General features: G+C 57.6%; 21 protein-coding genes. 6 read left to right on the forward strand and 15 right to left on the reverse strand.

Translation table 11 applies throughout. The features are described from left to right. Positions 1-114: 114 nt before the first annotated feature. Complete coding sequence (locus tag ABRP31_RS04135; protein ID WP_349973392.1) at positions 115-633, forward strand: acyloxyacyl hydrolase; 519 nt, start codon at positions 115-117, stop codon at positions 631-633. 104 nt (positions 634-737) lie between these two features. On the opposite strand, the gene ABRP31_RS04140 is transcribed toward ABRP31_RS04135, so the two are convergent. From ABRP31_RS04140 to ABRP31_RS04195, 12 genes are all read right to left on the reverse strand, one after another. Continuing rightward, the gene (locus ABRP31_RS04140; RefSeq protein ID WP_087272941.1) at positions 738-1,052 is read right to left on the reverse strand and encodes a YkgJ family cysteine cluster protein; all 315 of its coding nucleotides are present in this window, start codon (positions 1,050-1,052) and stop codon (positions 738-740) included. Positions 1,053-1,068: 16 nt separating this feature from the next. Continuing rightward, positions 1,069-1,590 carry a DUF2878 domain-containing protein gene (locus ABRP31_RS04145; RefSeq protein ID WP_349973390.1) on the reverse strand — a complete coding sequence of 174 codons (522 nt, stop codon included), beginning with the start codon at positions 1,588-1,590 and terminating at the stop codon, positions 1,069-1,071. After that, entirely contained in the window at positions 1,583-2,851 is a 1,269-nt protein-coding gene (locus ABRP31_RS04150) for a cyclopropane-fatty-acyl-phospholipid synthase family protein (RefSeq protein ID WP_349973388.1), read from the reverse strand. Before ABRP31_RS04150 ends, ABRP31_RS04145 begins: the two co-directional genes overlap by 8 nt. Beyond that, positions 2,838-3,638, reverse strand: coding sequence for a DUF1365 domain-containing protein (locus tag ABRP31_RS04155; protein ID WP_349973387.1), 801 nt, complete (start codon positions 3,636-3,638; stop codon positions 2,838-2,840). The genes ABRP31_RS04150 and ABRP31_RS04155 overlap by 14 nt, the downstream gene beginning before the upstream one ends. After that, a complete protein-coding gene (locus tag ABRP31_RS04160) occupies positions 3,635-4,882 on the reverse strand; it encodes an FAD-dependent oxidoreductase (protein ID WP_349973384.1) in 1,248 nt (415 codons plus the stop codon). Before ABRP31_RS04160 ends, ABRP31_RS04155 begins: the two co-directional genes overlap by 4 nt. Beyond that, on the reverse strand, positions 4,879-5,667 hold the full coding sequence (locus ABRP31_RS04165; protein WP_087272956.1) for an SDR family oxidoreductase: 789 nt from the start codon (positions 5,665-5,667) through the stop codon (positions 4,879-4,881). The genes ABRP31_RS04160 and ABRP31_RS04165 overlap by 4 nt, the downstream gene beginning before the upstream one ends. Continuing rightward, the gene (locus ABRP31_RS04170) at positions 5,664-6,086 is read right to left on the reverse strand and encodes a nuclear transport factor 2 family protein (protein WP_349973382.1); all 423 of its coding nucleotides are present in this window, start codon (positions 6,084-6,086) and stop codon (positions 5,664-5,666) included. Before ABRP31_RS04170 ends, ABRP31_RS04165 begins: the two co-directional genes overlap by 4 nt. Further along, on the reverse strand, positions 6,079-7,524 hold the full coding sequence (gene phrB / locus ABRP31_RS04175) for a deoxyribodipyrimidine photo-lyase (RefSeq protein ID WP_349973380.1): 1,446 nt from the start codon (positions 7,522-7,524) through the stop codon (positions 6,079-6,081). Before phrB ends, ABRP31_RS04170 begins: the two co-directional genes overlap by 8 nt. Before the next feature lie 9 nt (positions 7,525-7,533). Beyond that, positions 7,534-8,472, reverse strand: coding sequence for a MerR family transcriptional regulator (locus ABRP31_RS04180; protein WP_349973379.1), 939 nt, complete (start codon positions 8,470-8,472; stop codon positions 7,534-7,536). 2 nt (positions 8,473-8,474) lie between these two features. After that, on the reverse strand, positions 8,475-9,437 hold the full coding sequence (locus tag ABRP31_RS04185; protein ID WP_349973377.1) for a DUF523 and DUF1722 domain-containing protein: 963 nt from the start codon (positions 9,435-9,437) through the stop codon (positions 8,475-8,477). Positions 9,438-9,638: 201 nt separating this feature from the next. After that, complete coding sequence (locus tag ABRP31_RS04190) at positions 9,639-9,854, reverse strand: TIGR02450 family Trp-rich protein (RefSeq protein WP_349973375.1); 216 nt, start codon at positions 9,852-9,854, stop codon at positions 9,639-9,641. Continuing rightward, positions 9,851-10,837 (reverse strand): NAD(P)/FAD-dependent oxidoreductase, encoded by a 987-nt coding sequence (locus ABRP31_RS04195; RefSeq protein ID WP_349973373.1) that lies wholly within the window; start codon positions 10,835-10,837, stop codon positions 9,851-9,853. Before ABRP31_RS04195 ends, ABRP31_RS04190 begins: the two co-directional genes overlap by 4 nt. Positions 10,838-11,130: 293 nt before the next feature. On the opposite strand from ABRP31_RS04195, the gene ABRP31_RS04200 reads away from it, so the two are divergent. Both ABRP31_RS04200 and hemH read left to right on the forward strand, forming a co-directional pair. After that, positions 11,131-12,033, forward strand: a complete 903-nt coding sequence (locus ABRP31_RS04200) for a TIGR01777 family oxidoreductase (protein ID WP_349973371.1) — start codon at positions 11,131-11,133, stop codon at positions 12,031-12,033. Positions 12,034-12,046: 13 nt separating this feature from the next. After that, on the forward strand, positions 12,047-13,072 hold the full coding sequence (hemH, locus tag ABRP31_RS04205) for a ferrochelatase (protein ID WP_349973369.1): 1,026 nt from the start codon (positions 12,047-12,049) through the stop codon (positions 13,070-13,072). 129 nt (positions 13,073-13,201) lie between these two features. Here the strand turns inward: hemH and ABRP31_RS04210 are convergent, their stop codons facing one another. After that, positions 13,202-14,479: a uracil-xanthine permease family protein gene (locus tag ABRP31_RS04210; RefSeq protein WP_349971655.1), complete on the reverse strand. Its 1,278-nt coding sequence runs from the start codon at positions 14,477-14,479 to the stop codon at positions 13,202-13,204. Continuing rightward, positions 14,479-15,117 (reverse strand): uracil phosphoribosyltransferase, encoded by a 639-nt coding sequence (upp, locus tag ABRP31_RS04215; protein WP_087272986.1) that lies wholly within the window; start codon positions 15,115-15,117, stop codon positions 14,479-14,481. Before upp ends, ABRP31_RS04210 begins: the two co-directional genes overlap by 1 nt. 182 nt (positions 15,118-15,299) lie before the next feature. On the opposite strand from upp, the gene ABRP31_RS04220 reads away from it, so the two are divergent. The 3 genes from ABRP31_RS04220 to ABRP31_RS04230 all read left to right on the forward strand — a co-directional run bounded on the left by ABRP31_RS04220 (position 15,300) and on the right by ABRP31_RS04230 (position 16,880). Then, positions 15,300-15,857, forward strand: a complete 558-nt coding sequence (locus ABRP31_RS04220; protein ID WP_087272989.1) for a hypoxanthine-guanine phosphoribosyltransferase — start codon at positions 15,300-15,302, stop codon at positions 15,855-15,857. Between the two features lie 179 nt (positions 15,858-16,036). Next, complete coding sequence (locus ABRP31_RS04225) at positions 16,037-16,525, forward strand: hypothetical protein (protein WP_087272992.1); 489 nt, start codon at positions 16,037-16,039, stop codon at positions 16,523-16,525. A 67-nt stretch (positions 16,526-16,592) separates the two neighbouring features. Further along, entirely contained in the window at positions 16,593-16,880 is a 288-nt protein-coding gene (locus ABRP31_RS04230; RefSeq protein ID WP_349971654.1) for a PA4642 family protein, read from the forward strand. 68 nt (positions 16,881-16,948) lie between these two features. On the opposite strand, the gene mqo is transcribed toward ABRP31_RS04230, so the two are convergent. After that, positions 16,949-18,457 (reverse strand): malate dehydrogenase (quinone), encoded by a 1,509-nt coding sequence (gene mqo / locus ABRP31_RS04235; RefSeq protein WP_349971653.1) that lies wholly within the window; start codon positions 18,455-18,457, stop codon positions 16,949-16,951. Positions 18,458-18,802: the final 345 nt, after the last annotated feature.

An 18,802-nucleotide genomic window follows, 5' to 3' on the forward strand; every position in this document is an offset into this window, starting at 1 on the left:
AAAAATCGTGAAAAGCTTTGCTTGGCATTGGAACTAACGTTCCACGTCAGATTTCTATAGCAAGCCGGTTATCTGCAAATACCTAATAATTGCATTCGAAATAGGAAGTTTCTGATGAAGCGTCTGTTGTGTTTGGCTGCGCTTGCGGCCGCGTTGATGGGGCAAACTTCACTCACTCAGGCCGCGGGCATTGAGTTTTCGGTTGGGCAGACGGGCCAGACGACCCAGACTTACCGCCTGGGTATGAAGTTTGATTGGGATCAAAGCTGGTTGCAGAGCGACGTAGGTCGCCTGACCGGCTATTGGGATGGTGCTTACACCTACTGGGATGGTGACAAGCGTTCCAGCAACAACAGTCTTTCGTTCTCCCCGGTATTCGTTTACGAATTCGCTGGCGAGAAAGTGAAGCCGTATATTGAAGCCGGTATCGGTGTCGCAGTGTTCTCGAACACTCAAGTTGAAGACAACAAACTGGGTTCGGCTTTCAACTTCGAAGACCGCATCGGCTTCGGTCTGCGCTTCAACGGTGGTCATGAAGTGGGCATCCGCGCGACTCACTACTCGAACGCTGGTATCAAAGAGCCAAACGACGGTATTGAGAGCTACGCGCTACATTACACGATGCCGCTCTGACGCCATCGAGAGCAAGCCCGGCTCCTACAGTTGACCGTATTCTCCTGTGGGAGCTTAGCTTGCTCGCGATAAGAGCGCGGCAAAACCCGGCCTTGGCGATACCGCTACAAATAAGCCCCTTCAATCCCCAGCCTTTCATTCATGCACTCCTCTGACCCGGTTTCGAACTCCCGGCAGATCAGCGGACGCTTCTCATAAATAGTGCACATCATCGTGTTGCGATCCAGCGCTGCACACCAACCGTCGTCCAGACGCAGCATGACTTCGCCGCCCCAGTCGTCGGTATCGATAAAGCGTTCAGGCACGCCGGTGTCTGTGATCAGCATCACTTCCAGCTGGCAGCAGCAGGCCGCACAGGTTGAGCAGGTGATAGTGGTTTCAGTGGAAATCGGGCGGGTCGGGATCAGGGTCGCAGTCATAGGCGCGCAGTGTATGTCAGCGCGAGGCGGGGGTGTTGACTGACTGACCGGCGAGCAACCGAGCGGACAGCCATTGCAACAGTGCAAACACTGCAGCCCATAGCACAGCCAGCAGGCTCATGCTCGGCCATAATCCCAGCGGCAATTGCACGCCAGCCAGTTGCGAGCCCGCGTAATAGGACATTGGGCCACCGATCGCGCCCAGCAAGCTGGCACGCCACCACGGTTTGGCGGTCCAGGCCAGGCAGTGCCTGAGGGTGGTACCCAACACTGCCCAAAGTAAGATCAGCCACAGCGGGATCAACAAACCCTGACTGCCAAAGTCGAATACACCCAGCAGCATCAACGTGCTGTCGAGCACGGTACCCAGAGCGGTTATCCACAGCAGTAATTTACCTTCTGCGGCCCACGAACTTATCCACAGCAGATGGATGAGCAGTACCGCGACCGGGATCAGCAGCCAATAACTGTTGCCACCCAGCACGCAGGCAAACCAGCCTGCCTGGAACAGCACGGCGTTGGCGATCTGCTTAAGCATCGAAACGGCCGAGCAGCGGTTGTGGCAATGCGCAGGGTTTCGCCAACAGCAATTGCGCCGTGCCGATGGTGCGCTCTAGGAAACCACCCTCGCAGTAACACAGGTAAAACTCCCACAGCCGCAGGAAGTAATCGTCGTAGCCCAGCTCCGCGAGGTAGCCGTGGGCGTGGCGGAAGTTGTCGTGCCAGATGCGCAGGGTGCGAGCGTAGTGCAGGCCGAAGTCTTCCATGTGCAGCAGGTTCATGTCGGTGTCGCGGCCGACAATTTCCAGCATTTTGTGCACCGAGGGCAGAGCACCGCCCGGGAAAATGTAGCGCTGGATAAAGTCGACGCTGCGTTTGGCCTGCTCGTAACGCTGCTCGCGGATGGTGATCGCTTGCAGCAGCATCAGGCCGTTATCCTTGAGCAGGTGCGCGCATTGCTTGAAATAGGTCGGCAGAAACCGGTGGCCGACTGCTTCAATCATCTCGATCGAGACCAGCTTGTCGAACTGTCCAGTCATATCCCGATAATCCTTGAGCAGCAGAGTGATCTGATCCTGCAAGCCCAGCTCTGCAATACGCTGCTCGGCATAGGCAAACTGCTCTTTGGACAGCGTCGTGGTGGTGACTTTGCAGCCGTAGTGCTGCGCGGCGTAAATCGCCATGCTGCCCCAGCCGGTGCCGATTTCCAGTAGATGGTCGTCGGGCGTCAAGGCCAGCTTCTGGCAGATGCGCTCCAGTTTGTTCAGTTGCGCTTGTTCCAGCGTGTCCTCGGGCGTGAGGAACTGCGCTGCGGAATACATCATGGTCGGGTCAAGAAACTGCTCGAACAGCTCGTTACCCAGATCGTAGTGGGCTGCGATATTTTTTTGCGATCCTTCACGGGTGTTGCGGTTGAGCCAGTGCAACCCTTGAATGAACGGTCGACCGAGCCGCGCCATTCCGCCTTCCATCGCGTCCAGCACATCCAGATTGCTGACAAAAACCCTGATCACCGCCGTCAGGTCTGGCGAGGTCCAATAGCCGTGGATGTAGGCTTCGCCCGCGCCAATGGAGCCATTGCTGGCGACCATACCCCAAGTGGCTGAATCCAGAACCTGAATCTCGCCCTGTATGACGGCACCCGCGACACCAAACACATGGCGCTCATCACCTTCGGTGACCACCAACTGACCGCTGCGCAGCCGGGCAAGCTGACGCAGCACGCCTCGTCGCAGGATGTTGGCAGTCAGACTGTTGGTCCCCAGATTGGCCGAAAAACTGCTGCTACTGCTTTTCATGGCGTTGACCCTTCAATTGCGTGGAGGCAGTACGGTAGTCGCCGTCAGCGGCCTGATGAGGAAATAGCGGAACGCGCTTGAGAAACAGGCGCAATGCTTGCCAGTAAATGGCCAGGCAGGTCTTGGCGGTCATCCAGGGAAATGCCAGCAGATACCGATGCAGGTTGCCCCGGTTCAGATCCTGGCGTTGCAGGTTTAGCGTGGCGTCGAACATTTTCAGATCGCCTTGCCAGTCCGCCATGTGTACGCCGAGACGTTCACCGGGCGGGCTGAAGCTCATCCGGTATTCAAGGTCGCGGGGTAGAAAAGGCGAGACGTGGAAGGCTTTGGCCACGGCAAAGTGCTGATGTCCTTCACCGTCGGCAGGCAATACATAGTGGTAACGCTCGCGCCACGGGGTATTGCTCACTTCGCAAAGAATTGCCGCCAAGGCTCCGTCTGCTTCAAAGCAATAAAAAAAGCTCACCGGGTTGAACGCCAGGCCCCAGCTGCGTGCTTGTGTCAGCAGGCAGATTTTGCCCTGCGGGGTGTGGCCGATGGCCTGGCCGACCCGTTGACGCACCGCTTGTATCAACGGCACGCCTTGGCGGGTCAGCTCGCGCAGGTAATCGGTTTCGCGAAAGGAAAACGGCGCCCAGCGACGTTTGCCTGCCAACGGCGAAACATTCAACACAGCGTTTTGCTCTTCCAGATCCAGGTACAGCAGGCCAATCCGATAACGAAAGTCATGGGCCCGCGGCGCAAAGCGCCGATGGGCTATCCAGCCGCTGTACAGGGCGCTGTTCACAATGATTCACCAAAGGCCGACGCCACGCACAGGCCGCTGACCACGCCGTCTTCATGGAAACCATTGGCCCAGTAAGCGCCGCAGAACCAGGTGTGGTTAACGCCCGCAAGTTCATGCCAACGGGCCTGCGCCGCAACACCTGCCAGGCTGTATTGCGGATGCGCATAGCGATAGCGAGCGAGGATTTTGCTCGGTTCAATGGCGTCGGTCTGGTTGAGGCTGACGCAGAAGGTCGTGTCACCTTCGATGCCTTGCAGGATGTTCATGTCGTAAGTCACGGCGGCCAGTTGTTGCTCGCCACCGCCGAGTCGATAGTTCCAGCTGGCCCACGCGAGCGGTCGCTTGGGCAGCAGACGGGTATCGGTATGCAGCACCACGTCGTTTTCGGCGTAGGGCAGCGCGCCGAGGATTTCCTGTTCTGCCGTGCTCGGTTGCGCGAGCATTTTCAGGGCCTGATCGCTGTGGCAAGCGAACACCACTTTGTCGAAACGTTCGCTGCCAGCGGCACTGTGGACCGTCACGCCGTCGGCGTCCCGTTCAACACGACTGACCGGGCAGGACAGGCGAATTCGCTCGGCAAAAGACGCAGTGAGCGGTTCGATGTAGCGACTGGAACCGCCTTCAATCACGCACCACTGTGGCCGGTTGCTGACTGACAGCAGGCCGTGATTTTTGAAAAAGCGCACAAAGAACTGCAAAGGGAAGGCGAGCATGTCCGCCAGGGACATGGACCATATCGCCGCTCCCATGGGGACGATGTAATGCTCAATAAAACGCTTGCCGTAACCCCGACTGTGCAGGTAATCGCCCAAAGTAGTGTCTTGGGCAATGCGCTGGTTTTCCAGGTCGGCCAGCGCTTCGCGGTTAAAACGCAGAATGTCGCGCAGCATGCCCCAGAAGCTCAGGGACCAAAGGTTACTGCGCTGGGCAAACAGGCTATTGAGGTTGTTGCCGTTGTATTCGGTCCGGGTCTTCGGGTCGCTGACGGAAAAACTCATTTCGGTGGGCTTGAAAGCCACCCCGAGTTGCCCGAGCAAACGAATGAAGTTGGGATACGTCCAGTCATTGAACACGATGAAACCGGTATCGATCGCGTAACTGCGACCGTTCAGTTCTACATCAACGGTATGGGTATGCCCGCCAACCCAGTCTGCCGCCTCGAACACCGTGATGTCGTGCGAGCGGTTGAGTAGATAAGCGCTGGTCAAACCGGCGATACCACTGCCGATGATGGCGATTTTCATTGAGCATCCTTGGTTTGAGCTGCCGAGCGGGCCATACGTTTTCCTAACGCGAGTTGCGCGCGGACGGGTAATAGCGCCAGTAACCGCAGGATCAGAATGAACGGTCCCGGAAAGGCGATCTCCATCGGCCTGCGGGAACGCAGCAAGCGTTCAGCGATGTAGGTCGCGGCTTTTTTTACCGGCCAGCGCATGGGCATGGGAAAGTCATTTTTGGCTGTCAGTGGGGTATCGACGAAGCCAGGGCTTACAACGGTGACATCGATATTTTCGTGAGCCAGGTCGATGCGCAGCGATTCAAACAGATAGCGCATTCCGGCCTTGGATGCACCATAGGCTTCACTACGGGTCAGCGGCAGGTAAGTCACTGAACTGCAAACCCCCACCAGATGTGGTTGGTCGCCTTTGCGCAGCAGAATCAGCGCTTCTTGTACGCAGTAAGAGCTGGCCAGCAGATTAGTGCGCACCACGCGCTCAAACAGTGCCGCGTCGAAGTCGTTGCTGTCGATGTACTCGCAGGTGCCCGCGTTGATGATCGCGCAGTCCAGCGCCCCCCAAACCTGGCCGATGCGGTCGCCGATCGCGGTGATTTGTTCGCCATCGGTCAAATCGCCCGGTGCCAGCAACACTTGGTTGGGAAAGCGGCGTTCCAGCTCCTCCAGCGGAGCCACAGTTCGAGCGGTCAACGCTAATCTGTGACCGGCGATGAGGAGCTCTTCGGCGAGCGCAAAACCGATGCCGCTGCTGGCACCGGTTAACCAGATACGTCGCGCATTCGGATTACTCATCCCAGTCTCCTTTTCAGCCAGGCGATTAGCTGGCCCATGATTGGCAAGTGCTCGTACAGCAAGGCGCCTGCATCGAAATAGTCTCGGTGTTGATAAACCTTGTCGCGCCAGAGCAAGTGCGAGCAGCCCTGCACCTTGATCGTCTTGCCTCTGGCAAGGCGCGGATGGGCGTAGCTCATGGTCCAGCGCAGATAACCGTTGCCTTCGCTGACTTGATCAAAATCATGGAAATCAAAATGCAGGTCGCTGACGTTGGCGTACAACTCGGCAAAATAGCGGCGCATTTGCGGCAGCCCGTGAATCTGATGCAGCGGATCAGTGAACTGCACGTCGTCGCTGTACAGCGCACCAAGGCGCTCAAGATTGCTCTTGTTCAGCGCTGCAAACTCATGAGCAAAGTGTCGCAGGAAGTCAGTCATCGTCAGCCTCTGTTGCGGGCTGCAGGTGCGGCAGAGCTTTGAAGGCCGCGAGCGCGCGGGCGCGACTGCTGCTCAGATCGACAATCGGCTTTGGATAGTTGGCAACACCGAACAAGCCACCGGCGGCCGGGTTATGCACTTCTTTTTTGTTGAGGTCGGCCAGCTCCGGCAACCAATGCTTCAGGAAGCGTCCCTCGGGGTCGAACTTTTCCGACTGGGACAGCGGGTTGAAAATCCGGAAGTAGGGCGACGAGTCCGTGCCCGTAGAAGAGCTCCATTGCCACCCGCCGTTATTGGCTGCCAGGTCACCATCAATCAGGTGCTGCATGAAAAAGCGCTCGCCCTCGCGCCAGTCAATCAGCAGGTTTTTGGTCAGGAACATTGCGACGACCATGCGCAGCCGGTTGTGCATCCAGCCGGTTTCCAGCAACTGGCGCATGGCGGCGTCGATAATGGGCAGGCCGGTACGTGCCTGTTGCCAGGCAGCCAGTTCCTCCGGCGCATCACGCCATTTCAGTGCTTCGGTTTCCGGGCGGAAGGCACGATGCCGCGAGACGCGGGGGAAGCCGACAAGAATGTGTTTGTAGAATTCGCGCCAAAGCAGCTCGTTGATCCAGGTCACTGCACCGACGCTGCCGGTCTCGAATTCACCCTGGTTACTGCTCAGCGCTGCATGCAGGCATTGGCGCGGCGATATCACGCCCGCAGCCAGGTAAGCCGACAACTGACTGGTACCGGGCTTGGCCGGAAAGTCGCGTTCGGAGCGGTAGTAATCAATCTGTTCGTCGCTGAACCCGGCAAGGCGTCGACGTGCTTCGTCTTCGCCTGCTGGCCACAAGTCTTGCAGCGCCTTGGTGGGTGTCGGGAAGCCCTCAACCTGCTCGGGCACGCGATCACTTTTTATCTGCAACGTGGCCTGTGGTTTCGGCAGCCGAACCAGTGGCGGCATCGCCTGGTGCATGCGGGCGTAGCAAACCTTGCGGAACTGACTGAAGACCTTGAAATAGGTGCCAGTCTTGGTCAGTACAGTGCCAGGCTTGAAAAACAATTGATCCAGGTAACTACGCCACTGGATGTCGGCGTCTTGCAGCGCCTGAGCGACGGCACTGTCGCGGTTGGTTTCGTTGATGCCATATTCTTCGTTGGCATGCACTGCGCGAATGTTGAGTTCCTGACACAGCTTGAGCAGTACTTGCGGCGCCTGATCCCAGTGCTGAGCGGTACGAATCAAGAGCGGCACGTTCAATTCGCCCAGCGCTTTTTGCAGTTCCACCAGATTGCGCAGCCAGAAGTCCACCTTGCTAGGCGCATCGTCATGGCTGAGCCATTGCCCGGGGCTGATCAGGTACACGGCCACCGTGGGTCCCTGCTCCATGGCAGCGGTCAGGGCGGTGTTATCGTGAACGCGCAAGTCACTGCGCAGCCATAGCAGTTGCATGTTTATTCCTTAGAAAAGATCCAGTAGCTGCAAGGCGGCGAGGGCGCCCAACGGGTCTTCGGCCAGGTGCAGGCCTTCTATTTTGTTGATCGCTGTGGCGAGGTCGTCGCAGTGAATGCGCACACATGCGCCGGCAAGAACAGTCGGACACTGAACGTTGCTCAGCAACTTGGGGAGTTGGCCAGGATTCAGCGCTTTGCTGGAATACAGCAACACCGCACGCGGCTTTAGGAGCTCGGCTGCCAGCGTCAGTTCGCCGTTCGGCAGCGGCCAGTCAAAGATCTCGACCGGGCAATCGGCGCTGCTGATCAACCAGGCGCTGAGCCACAAATTCGGTTCCAGTGGCAGGTCTGAATGATTGACCAATAGCACCGGGCTACCGCTGAGTTGACGGTTGTTGTGGTAGATCCGTGCACCAAATTTGCTGCGCAGCCATGAGTAGAAGAATACTCGCTCCATCTGCCCGCCAAATTGCGCCTGCCAGCGAAATTCGAGCTCGGCCAGTAGCGGCATCAATAGCTGTTCGCAGACGGTTCGTGGCGGGTAAAGCGACATGGCTTGATTGAACAGGTCATCAACCCTTCGTTCAGCCAGTTCGCCAATGGCCTTGATCAGGCTCTGTCGCAGATCATCCCAGTCATTACCGGCGACGCTCGTGTCCGGTTGGCGGCTGTCGATAAGGTTTTTTACCTGGCTGACCGACACTCCGCGGTTGAGCCAGGTAAGGATGTTCATGACCCGCTGGATATGCTCATCGGAATACAGTCGATGCCCCTTGGGGGTGCGATGCGGCACGATCAGCCCATAGCGGCGTTCCCAGGCGCGAAGTGTTACCGCGTTGACGCCGGTTTGACGAGCGACCTCGCGGATCGGTAGCCAGCCGCTTTCAAGGCCCTGTTCTTCGGGATCCTGCTCGGACGCGCAGACGAGATGCAGTGTGTCGTTCATGTTCAGATCGCATTCCGCAGGCTGAGATTTTCCGGGTGCGGCTGCATGTAAACCTGCAAGGCCACGTAAGGATCAGGATGTTGGCGGAAGTGGTGTTTGAGCAGCGTCAGCGGCACGATCAGCGGCACGATGCCTTGATGGTATTGCGCGATGAGTTGCTGGATTTCCTGTTTGTCAGCGGCTGTCAGAGTCTGTTTCAGATAACCGCTGATGTGCTGCAGGACATTGGTGTGGGTGCGGCGGGTGGCGGGCTTTTTCAGGGCCGCCATCAAGTCGCTGAAATAGCGTGGCGCGATCTCGTTCGGGTCGCTGCGGCCCATGGTGCCCAGCAGGTTGCCCAGTACCTTGTACTGCGCCGGGTCGTTGGCCATGAGCTGGTATTTATAGCGTGAGTGAAACTCGGTCAGGCTGCGGCGAGTGATGCCGGCCTTGAGCAGTTCCTGCCAGGCGGCATAGGCAAAGACTCGTGTGATGAAGTTCTCGCGCAGGACTGCGTCATTGAGGCGTCCGTCTTCTTCCACCGGGAGGTTGGGGTGAAGCTCACAAAACGCCTGGGCATAAATCCCGCGTCCTCCTCCTTCAACGGGGGCCCCATTTTCGGTGTAGACCTTGACCCGCTCCAGACCGCAACTGGGTGATTTCTGCATGAAGATATAGCCGCAGATATCTCCTAGCTCTTGCGCCATTCGCACGCCGTAGTCAGCCAGTGGCTGGGTGACGTTAAGTGCGTTGTTTACCGTGCCGATGGCTTGAGGATTTTGTGCGTCGCCCACTAGGCGAATAGGTTCGCGGGGGATGCCCATGCCGATGGCTACTTCCGGGCAGGCTGTGACGAACTCGAAGTATTGAGTCAGCTCGCGGGTGCACAAATGGGATTCTTTATGACCGCCATTGAACCGCACCTCGTCGCCCATGAGGCAGGCACTGATGCCGAGTTTTGGTTTATGGACTGTCGGAGAAAACATGTGAGCCTCTGAACATAATTGTACAGGGCTTATTCGCTGTACAACTTTAGCTCATCATAGGTTCAATGCTGTACAAGTCAAATAGTTTGTATAGGGTTTGTATGGGGCGATGCGGTTTCGCTTAATAGCCCAAACCCTGTAGGAGCCGAGCTTGCTCGCGATGAACGATAACGCGGTGCCGCAATGGCTAACGGAGCTGCATCACTTCCAGCCCATCTTCCAAGCGTCAGCATCCTGCAATGCCTGCCAAGGCAGGCGCTCACTGCGCTGGGTCAGGACCGCTTGCAGTTCGATTTCCAGCACGGTGCCTTCGTCGTCGCGAAACAGTTCGGTGACCATAAAATGCTTTTCACGGTTGACCGGCGTGGCTGCTGTCCATTTTGACAGCAGCAGTTTGCGGGGGTTGAGGCGGTTCAATTCAGGTGTTCCAGCAAGCGCCGCGCCGCCTCTTGACCGCTCAGCCAGGCGCCTTCGACCCGGCCCGACAGACACCAGTCGCCGCAGACATAGATACCCTGATCCGGATCGGACAGTGCGCCCCATTCGTGAGCAGAGGCGGGGCGGGCGTAGAGCCAGCGGTGAGCCAGACTTAATGTCGGGGCAGGCACTGCGCAGCCGATCAGTTCGGCAAACGCGCCGTGCAGATGTTCGATGACTTGCTCTTTGGGCATGTCCAGATGTTGGCGACTCCACGCGCTGGTGGCGTGCAATACCCAAGTGTCCAGAGTCGTGTCGCGCCCGGGTTTGCTGCGATTGCGGGCAAGCCAGTCGATGGGGCTGTCTTGTACGAAACAACCTTCAAGCGGGGTCTGCAATGCACTGCTAAAGCTCAGCGCCACTGCCCAGGTAGGGTCCATTTTTACGCTGGCGGCAGCACCGGCAAGTTTGGGGGCGCTGGCCAGCAATGCAGTTGCCTGTGGCGCGGGTGTAGCGATGATCACATGGCTGAATGGGCCGTGACTCTGGCCTTCGGCGTCTTGCAGACTCCAGTGTTCCTCACCACGGAAGACCTCGGTGATCCGGCAGGAAAACGACACCGGAAGATCACCCAGCATGTTGCGGGTGATGGCGCTCATGCCGGGTTGGCCGACCCAGCGCACTTGCTCATCGGGGGAGGGACTCAGTTGTCCCACGTGGGAGTTATACAGCGAAGGCGTCCACTGGGCCGCGCAGCCTTGCGCCTGCCATTGTTGCACGGCGGCCATGAAGCGGCGGTCACGAGCGGTGAAATACTGCGCGCCCAGATCAAGCGAGCCGGCATCGCTGCGCTTGCTGGACATCCTTCCGCCACTGCCGCGGCTTTTGTCGAAAAGATGCACGGAATGCCCGGCGGCAGTAAGCGCCTGGGCAGCGGAGAGTCCGGCGATGCCGGTACCGATGATTGCGATAGGTACAGTCATAGGGGCCTCTTTACCTTGTCTGCACAGACTACGCCGTAGTTAAAACCTGTACAATATTGTTTTTTGGTATAACTAGCTGTGATCTACTGTCGCGATCCAGCGCAATGTCTCCCGTACGGCGCAAGCATAAAATCCAGCACCTGACGGGGATCAGCAACTACCCGAACGGATGGTCAGACCTCAGCCTCGCGATGTTTGACCTATTGTTCAAGAGCAATCTGCTGACGTGAACAGATGCGGACATAAAAAATAGACTACCGAATAGTCACGAACGCCACGCAAGGAACCCTGCCATGAACATATTGCTGACCGGCGGTACTGGTTTGATAGGGCGGCAGCTTTGCCTGCTCTGGGCTCAACAGGGTCATCAGATCACGGTCTTGAGCCGCAGGCCTGATGAAGTGCCTCGTTTGTGTGGCAGTGGTGTGAGGGGCATAGGCCGCCTCGGCGATCTGAACGAACAAACGATTGATGCGGTGATCAATTTAGCGGGTGCACCTATTGCCGACAGGCCCTGGACTCGCAAGCGCAGAACTCAATTGTGGGACAGTCGCATCGGGCTGACCGAGCAATTGCTGGACTGGATGGAGCGGCAGACTCAGAAGCCGCAGGTTCTGATCAGTGGTTCTGCAGTGGGTTGGTACGGCGATGGCGGCGAACGTGAGCTGGACGAAACCTCCCAGCCAGTCAAAGAAGATTTCGCCAGCCATCTGTGTGACGCCTGGGAGGAAACGGCGCAGCGAGCCGAGGCTCAAGGCGTGCGGGTAATCATCATTCGGACCGGGCTTGTGCTCTCCGATGACGGCGGCATGTTGCAGCGGCTGCTACCTCCCTTCAAATTCGGCATGGGCGGGCCGATCGGTAACGGTCGGCAGTGGATGCCGTGGATACACATCAACGATCAAATCGCCGCGATTGATTTTCTGTTGCACAAGTCTGACGCGCAGGGCCCCTATAATCTCTGCGCGCCCCAGCCGGTGCGCAACCGTGAGTTTGCCAAAACGCTTGCCGGTGTTCTGCACCGTCCCGCGTTCATGCCGTTGCCCGCCCTGGCCTTGAAAGTGTTGCTGGGCGAATTGTCTGTTCTGCTACTGGGTGGTCAACGTGCTCGACCTGCTCGTCTGGAAGAAGCCGGTTTCACCTTCCGATTTACTGAACTGCACGCCGCCCTGAACGATTTACTGGGCCGCCATTGAAATAGGATGTTGCATGACCGATCACGCGCTGTTGCTGGTCAATCTGGGCTCGCCAGCCTCCACTTCCGTGGCTGATGTTCGCCGTTACCTCAACCAATTCCTGATGGACCCTTATGTCATCGATTTGCCGTGGCCTGTTCGGCGTCTGCTGGTGTCGCTGATCCTGATCAAGCGTCCCGAGCAATCAGCCCATGCCTACGCCTCTATCTGGTGGGATGAGGGCTCGCCGCTGGTGGTGCTGAGCAAGCGCTTGCAGCAGGCCATGACTAAGGAATGGACCCAAGGCCCGGTTGAGCTGGCGATGCGTTACGGCGAGCCATCCATTGAAACGGTGCTGACCCGGTTGGCGTCTCAGGGCATCAGCAAAATTACTCTGGCTCCGCTTTACCCGCAGTTTGCCGACAGCACGGTGACCACTGTAATCGAGGAGGCCAAACGCGTTGTAAAGGCCAAATCACTGAGCGTGAAGTTTTCGGTGTTGCAGGCGTTCTACGATCAGCCCGAATACATCGACGCCTTGGTCGAGAGCGTGCGGCCGCATCTTGAGCAGCCACATGATCATCTTTTGTTGAGCTTTCACGGTTTGCCGGAGCGGCACCTGACCAAGCTTGATCCGACCGGTAATCATTGTTTCAAGGATGCTGATTGCTGCAAGAACGCTTCACCGCAAGTGCTTGCGACCTGCTACCGCGCACAGTGTCTGCGTTCGGCGGCCGTGTTTGCCAAACAGATGGGCATTGCCGATGGCAAGTGGTCGGTGTCGTTTCAGTCGCGGCTGGGCCGTGCGAAATGGATCGAACCTTACACTGAGGCGCGTCTGGAAGAGTTGGCCGCACAAGGCGTGAAGAAGTTGCTGGTGATGTGCCCTGCATTCGTCGCCGATTGCATTGAGACGCTGGAAGAGATTGGTGATCGAGGTGCCGAGCAATTCAAGGCTGCCGGGGGAGAGGAATTGACCCTGATCCCGTGTCTGAACGATGACCCGAACTGGGCAGCGGCACTGAACAAACTGTGCGAACGGGCGCCGGTTATGTTGTGAGCCGATTGATTTCCTGACTTGAAATGGGATCAATCGTGGGAGCAGAGCTTGCTCGCGATAAGGCTGGACGCGATTCACTTTAGATCGCGTCCAGCCTTATCGCGAGCAAGCTCTGGTCCCACAGTTGTCCTACGGCAACTGATCATCCAGATGCTTGTTCTTCCACCCGTCATTGCCCGGCAATAGCAGGTTCAATGCAATAGCCGTCACGGCGCACAGGGCGATGCCTTTCAGGCCGAAGTCGTCCGGGCCGTTACCGGTTCCGATCAACACGCCGCCAATACCAAACACCAATGTTACCGAGACGATCACCAGGTTCCGGGCTTCAGCCAGGTCGACCTTGTGGCGGATCAGGGTGTTCATGCCTACCGCTGCAATCGAGCCGAACAGCAGGCAGAGAATCCCGCCCATCACCGGCACCGGGATGCTTTGCAGCAGCGCACCGAACTTGCCGATGAATGCCAGGGTAATAGCGAAAATCGCTGCCCAGGTCATGATCTTCGGGTTGTAGTTTTTGGTCAGCATCACTGCGCCAGTCACTTCAGCGTAGGTCGTGTTGGGCGGGCCGCCGAACAGGCCCGCCGCAGTGGTAGCAATACCATCACCAAACAGCGTGCGATGCAGGCCCGGCTTTTTCAGATAGTCACGGCCAGTCACGCTGCCCACCGCAATCACACCGCCGATGTGCTCGATGGCGGGCGCTAGCGCCACAGGGACGATGAACAGAATCGCCTGCCAGTTGAACTCCGGAGCGGTGAACGCAGGCAAAGCCAGCCAAGGCGCTGCTGCGATTTTGGCGGTGTCGACGACGCCGAAGTAAAACGACAGCGCAAAGCCCACCAACACGCCGGAGATAATCGGCACCAGACGGAAAATCCCCTTGCCGAACACCGCCACGATCAAGGTGGTCAGCAGCGCAGGCATAGAGATCATCATCGCAGTGCTGTAAGGGATCAGTTCTGCGCCGTCGCCACTTTTGCCCATGGCCATATTGGCCGCGATGGGTGCCATGGCCAGGCCAATGGAGATGATTACCGGCCCGATAACCACCGGCGGCAGCAGGCGGTCAATGAAGCCGGTGCCTTTGATCTTCACCGCAAGGCCAAGAAAGGTGTAAACGAAGCCTGCCGCCATCACTCCGCCCATTGTCGCTGCCAGGCCGAATTGGCCCTTGGCAAGAATGATCGGGGTGATGAATGCGAAGCTCGACGCCAGAAAGACTGGCACCTGACGACCGGTGACGATCTGGAACAGCAATGTACCCAGGCCAGCGGTAAACAGTGCGACGTTTGGATCCAGCCCGGTGATCAACGGCATCAATACCAGCGCGCCGAATGCCACGAAGAGCATTTGCGCACCGGACAACACGGTGCGCCAGAGTGGATCGTTGAACTCGTCCTGCCTCATCACGAGTCCTTTTGCTTGGTGCCGAAAATTTTGTCACCGGCATCGCCCAGGCCCGGAATGATGTAGCCGTGTTCGTTCAGTCGCTCATCAATGGAGGCGGTATAAATGATCACGTCAGGGTGAGCGGCTTCGACCACTGCAATCCCTTCCGGCGCGGCAACCAGCACCATGGCGCGGATTTCCTTGCAGCCTGCTTTTTTCAGCAGATTGATTGTGGCGACCATCGAACCACCGGTGGCGAGCATCGGGTCGATGATCATGGCCAGGCGTTCGTCGATTTCCGGTACCAGCTTTTCCAGATAGGTGTGGGCCTCGAGGGTCTCCTCGTTGCGGGCCACGCCCACGGCGCTGACTTTGGCACCCGGAATCAGGCTGAGCACACCGTCGAGCATGCCAATACCAGCGCGCAGAATTGGCACGACGGTGATCTTCTTGCCAGCGATCTTTTCAACCGGGACAGTACCGGCCCAACCCTGAATATCGTAGGTTTCCAGTGGCAGATCAGCGGTGGCTTCATAGGTAAGCAGGGCACCCACTTCCTGAGCGAGCTCACGGAAGTTTTTGGTGCTGATGTCAGCGCGGCGCATCAGGCCGAGCTTGTGGCGGATCAGCGGATGGCGGATCTCACGAATAGGCATAGGAAAAAGCTCCGGCGAGGGCAAAAAAACGGCCTAGGTTAATCTATTCAGCTGTTACTGTCCTACGCGCCTTGCGGTGTTTTCAGACAATTCCTGACACGTTAGTCCAGAATTGCTTGCCCTGACTGGAGCGGATGCGTACCTTTGCCCGCTTTTCTTACACTGCCCCCCAGGAGAGCGTCATGTCCGCTGATCTCGAGCATATCCGTCAAATCATGCGCGAAGCTGACTGCCTTTACACAGAAGCTGAAGTCGAAGCGGCCATTGCTCGCGTTGGTGCGCATATCAATGCCGAGCTGGCTGAGCGCAATCCAGTCGTATTTTGCGTGATGAACGGCGGTCTGATCTTCTCCGGCAAACTGCTGACGCACCTGAACTTTCCGCTGGAAGCGTCCTACCTGCACGCTACCCGCTATCGCAATGAAACCAGCGGCGGCGATCTGTTCTGGAAAGCCAAGCCCGAAGTCTCGTTCATCGACCGTGACGTGCTGATCATCGACGACATCCTCGACGAGGGTCACACCCTGGGCGCGATCATCGACTTCTGCAAACACGCCGGTGCCCGCGCCGTGCACACCGCTGTGCTGATCGACAAAGATCACGACCGCAAAGCGCGTCCGGACCTGAAAGCCGATTTCGTAGGCTTGCCGTGCGTTGACCGTTACATCTTCGGCTACGGCATGGATTACAAAGGCTACTGGCGTAATGCTGCCGGGATTTATGCGGTTAAAGGGATGTAATTCAAATTTAAAGCGCGCAGCAAAAATTGACCTGTAGGAGCTCACCGAGGTTACGAGGCCAGCGATAGCTTTTTGCCTGACACTCCGCCATCGCTGGCCTCGTAACCTCGGTGAGCTCCTACAGGAGATTCGCCATCCCGCATGCTAAAGTGCCAGCCCTGTCCTTGCGGGAAGTCGAAATGAAGCTTTTGATCCGTAGCGCAACCCTCGCGCTGTTGTGCTGCCTGTCAGTTGTAGCGCCTGTTTCAGCTGAACCCATGCACGCCCAATACCTGCCGCCAGATGACCTGAATCTGCGTGAAGGCGAACCCGAACAGCAGCAATTGCTGCAGATCACCGAGTATTCGGTGGTGGTGGGCAATCAGCGTCAATCCAATCAAACTCCTATTCCCGTTACATCACCGGTATTGCTGCGCCTCAAAGGCAAGCCAATGAACAAAGGCGCAACGATTAACGAAGTGCTGATTCATTTCGACGCAGAGAGCAAAAGCCTGAAGAAGCCGGTCTTCGATGACAAGAGCCGGGTTCTGAACCTCTATTACCCTGTCACGCAGTACCGAACGCTGATGGATCTGCTGCGCAACGAAAAGCTTTACTGCCAGTTCCTCACTTATGCCAACGGCCATGTCTGGGCCGATTTGCACACCGGGGCTGTGCGTACTCGTTGAGCCTTTCGCCGAGCCGGGGGTAAACTGCCCGCCGGTTAACAAGTCAGCGATCCAGTTGGAGCACGCAATGCGTAAAGATAAGAAGCAGTTGATTGGTGACGAAATCGGCGATGAGCAGGTTAAAGCGTTTTTGCTCTTTGAGCCGGTTGACACTACATCGCCGTCGCTGCACAAGCTGATCAAGGCTTACCGTGGCTTGCGGGTCAATGATTTCGAGCGTTTTCTGGTGTTCTTCCTCGAAGCCGGTTACGACCTTGATGGCAAAGACGAGCACGGCAATGACTTCATCGCTCTGATCAAAGACCAGCGCAACGCCGATGAATACATCGAGTTGATCGAAAAAGCTCGCGGCTGAGTTTTTACCGCCATAAAAAAACGCCCCGAGGGGCGTTTTTTTTTACCTGCAGTTTTTCACCGGCAGAGTCAGGCGATGCTGTGTGCTTCGCTGTGTTTCTCAACCAGTTCCAGGCGCTCGTTGTTCTGGGTGCTGACCCGCTCATACAACTGCGCGTCGGTTTCCAGTTCTTTCTCCCGAGCCGGGAAGATTTCATTGAGCTTGGCTGCCCATTCACCCCGCGCTTTTTCCGGGAAGCAGCGCTCGATCAGGTCCAGCATGATCGAAACGGTTACCGAAGCCCCAGGCGATGCACCCAGCAGGGCAGCGAGCGAGCCGTCCTTGGCCGAGACCAGTTCGGTGCCGAATTGCAGGACACCGCCTTTTTTGGCGTCCTTCTTGATGATCTGCACCCGTTGGCCTGCGATTTCCAGGCGCCAGTCTTCGGCCTTGGCTTCTGGGTAGAAGCGGCGCAGAGACTCAAGACGTTGTTCCATGGACTGCATGACTTCGCTGACCAGATACTTGGTCAGGTCCATGTTGTCGCGGGCCACGGCCAGCATCGGTTTGATGTTGGCGGCGCGTACCGAAAGCGGCAGGTCGAGGAACGAGCCATGTTTGAGGAACTTGGTGGTGAAACCGGCGTAAGGTCCGAACAGCAGGGATTTCTTGCCGTCGACTACGCGGGTATCAAGGTGGGGCACTGACATCGGTGGCGAGCCAACCGCTGCCTGGCTGTAAACCTTGGCCTGGTGGTGTTTGACCACTTCAGGGTTATCGCAGCGCAGCCACTGGCCACTGACCGGGAAGCCGCCGAAGCCTTTGCTTTCTTCGATGCCCGACAACTGCAGCAGCGGCAAGGCCGCGCCGCCGGCGCCCAGGAACACGAATTTGGCATCTATTTCACGGGTGCTGCCGCTGTTCACGTCCTTGATGCTGACGCTCCAGCCGTCGCCTTTGCGGCTCAGCCCCGTCACACGCTTGCAGTACTTGACCTGAGCATCGGGCGTGCTGGTCAGGTGCTTGAGCAACTGGTTGGTCAGGTTGCCGAAGTTGACGTCAGTGCCGTTCATGACGCGGGTCGCAGCGATCTGCTCATCGGCCGGGCGGCCGGGCATCATCAGCGGCATCCACTCGGCAAGGGTGGCCTTGTCTTCGGTGTACTCCATGGACGAGAACGCATGGTGCGAGCGCATGGCTTCAAAGCGGGTCTTGAGGAAGGCGATGCCTTTCTCGCCCTGCACGAAGCTCAGGTGCGGGACTGCACTGATGAAATTCTTCGAAGAGCCGAAGGTGCCTTTTTGCGTCAGGTAGGCCCAGAACTGTTTGGACACCTCGAACTGGGTGTTGATCTGCACGGCTTTTTTGATGTCGATCGAACCATCTTTTGCCGGAGGGGTGTAATTGAGTTCGCACAGCCCGGCATGGCCGGTACCGGCGTTGTTCCACGGGTTGGAACTCTCCGCAGCGCCAGAGTCCATCAGCTCAACGACTTCCAGCTTGAGGCCGGGGTCGAGCTCTTTGAGCAGTACGGCAAGAGTGGCACTCATGATGCCTGCCCCAACCAATACCACATCGACTGCTTCGTTATGCGCCATTAACGCGTCTCCAAAATCTGCAGCACCAAATTGACGGCATACGATCCTGAGGTCAGATGCCTGGTAGCGGGGCTTTGTTCAAAGTTGTGCCCCGATAACCCTGGCCAGGATCTGCATGTCCGATTCTTCGCAATTCTTCGCATCATCACCGGAGGCCACCAAACGGACTTGAATCAAAGGTTCATCAGGGCAGCATGAACGCATTTTTCGGTCCGGTCAGCCATTCGACTATCGTCAAGGCACCCGGTTATGCAACCAAATCCGTAGCGGACAGGCTTCAGACTCCGGTCGTGGAGGCTGCGCAGCGGCAATCGATCCTGTGCAATAGGGCTGGGTCAGATGCTA

It is taken from the genome of Pseudomonas caspiana (genome assembly GCF_040224095.2).
Classification (GTDB): Bacteria; Pseudomonadota; Gammaproteobacteria; order Pseudomonadales; family Pseudomonadaceae; genus Aquipseudomonas; species Aquipseudomonas caspiana.

Coding starts and splice junctions, on each gene's coding strand:
- ABRP31_RS04135 (WP_349973392.1), top strand. CDS start 115: ATGAAGCGTCTGTTGTGTTTGGCTGCGCTTGCGGCCGCGTTGATGGGG.
- ABRP31_RS04140 (WP_087272941.1), bottom strand. CDS start 1,052: ATGACTGCGACCCTGATCCCGACCCGCCCGATTTCCACTGAAACCACT.
- ABRP31_RS04145 (WP_349973390.1), bottom strand. CDS start 1,590: ATGCTTAAGCAGATCGCCAACGCCGTGCTGTTCCAGGCAGGCTGGTTT.
- ABRP31_RS04150 (WP_349973388.1), bottom strand. CDS start 2,851: ATGAAAAGCAGTAGCAGCAGTTTTTCGGCCAATCTGGGGACCAACAGT.
- ABRP31_RS04160 (WP_349973384.1), bottom strand. CDS start 4,882: ATGAAAATCGCCATCATCGGCAGTGGTATCGCCGGTTTGACCAGCGCT.
- ABRP31_RS04165 (WP_087272956.1), bottom strand. CDS start 5,667: ATGAGTAATCCGAATGCGCGACGTATCTGGTTAACCGGTGCCAGCAGC.
- ABRP31_RS04170 (WP_349973382.1), bottom strand. CDS start 6,086: ATGACTGACTTCCTGCGACACTTTGCTCATGAGTTTGCAGCGCTGAAC.
- phrB (WP_349973380.1), bottom strand. CDS start 7,524: ATGCAACTGCTATGGCTGCGCAGTGACTTGCGCGTTCACGATAACACC.
- ABRP31_RS04180 (WP_349973379.1), bottom strand. CDS start 8,472: ATGAACGACACACTGCATCTCGTCTGCGCGTCCGAGCAGGATCCCGAA.
- ABRP31_RS04185 (WP_349973377.1), bottom strand. CDS start 9,437: ATGTTTTCTCCGACAGTCCATAAACCAAAACTCGGCATCAGTGCCTGC.
- ABRP31_RS04195 (WP_349973373.1), bottom strand. CDS start 10,837: ATGACTGTACCTATCGCAATCATCGGTACCGGCATCGCCGGACTCTCC.
- ABRP31_RS04200 (WP_349973371.1), top strand. CDS start 11,131: ATGAACATATTGCTGACCGGCGGTACTGGTTTGATAGGGCGGCAGCTT.
- hemH (WP_349973369.1), top strand. CDS start 12,047: ATGACCGATCACGCGCTGTTGCTGGTCAATCTGGGCTCGCCAGCCTCC.
- ABRP31_RS04210 (WP_349971655.1), bottom strand. CDS start 14,479: ATGAGGCAGGACGAGTTCAACGATCCACTCTGGCGCACCGTGTTGTCC.
- upp (WP_087272986.1), bottom strand. CDS start 15,117: ATGCCTATTCGTGAGATCCGCCATCCGCTGATCCGCCACAAGCTCGGC.
- ABRP31_RS04220 (WP_087272989.1), top strand. CDS start 15,300: ATGTCCGCTGATCTCGAGCATATCCGTCAAATCATGCGCGAAGCTGAC.
- ABRP31_RS04225 (WP_087272992.1), top strand. CDS start 16,037: ATGAAGCTTTTGATCCGTAGCGCAACCCTCGCGCTGTTGTGCTGCCTG.
- ABRP31_RS04230 (WP_349971654.1), top strand. CDS start 16,593: ATGCGTAAAGATAAGAAGCAGTTGATTGGTGACGAAATCGGCGATGAG.
- mqo (WP_349971653.1), bottom strand. CDS start 18,457: ATGGCGCATAACGAAGCAGTCGATGTGGTATTGGTTGGGGCAGGCATC.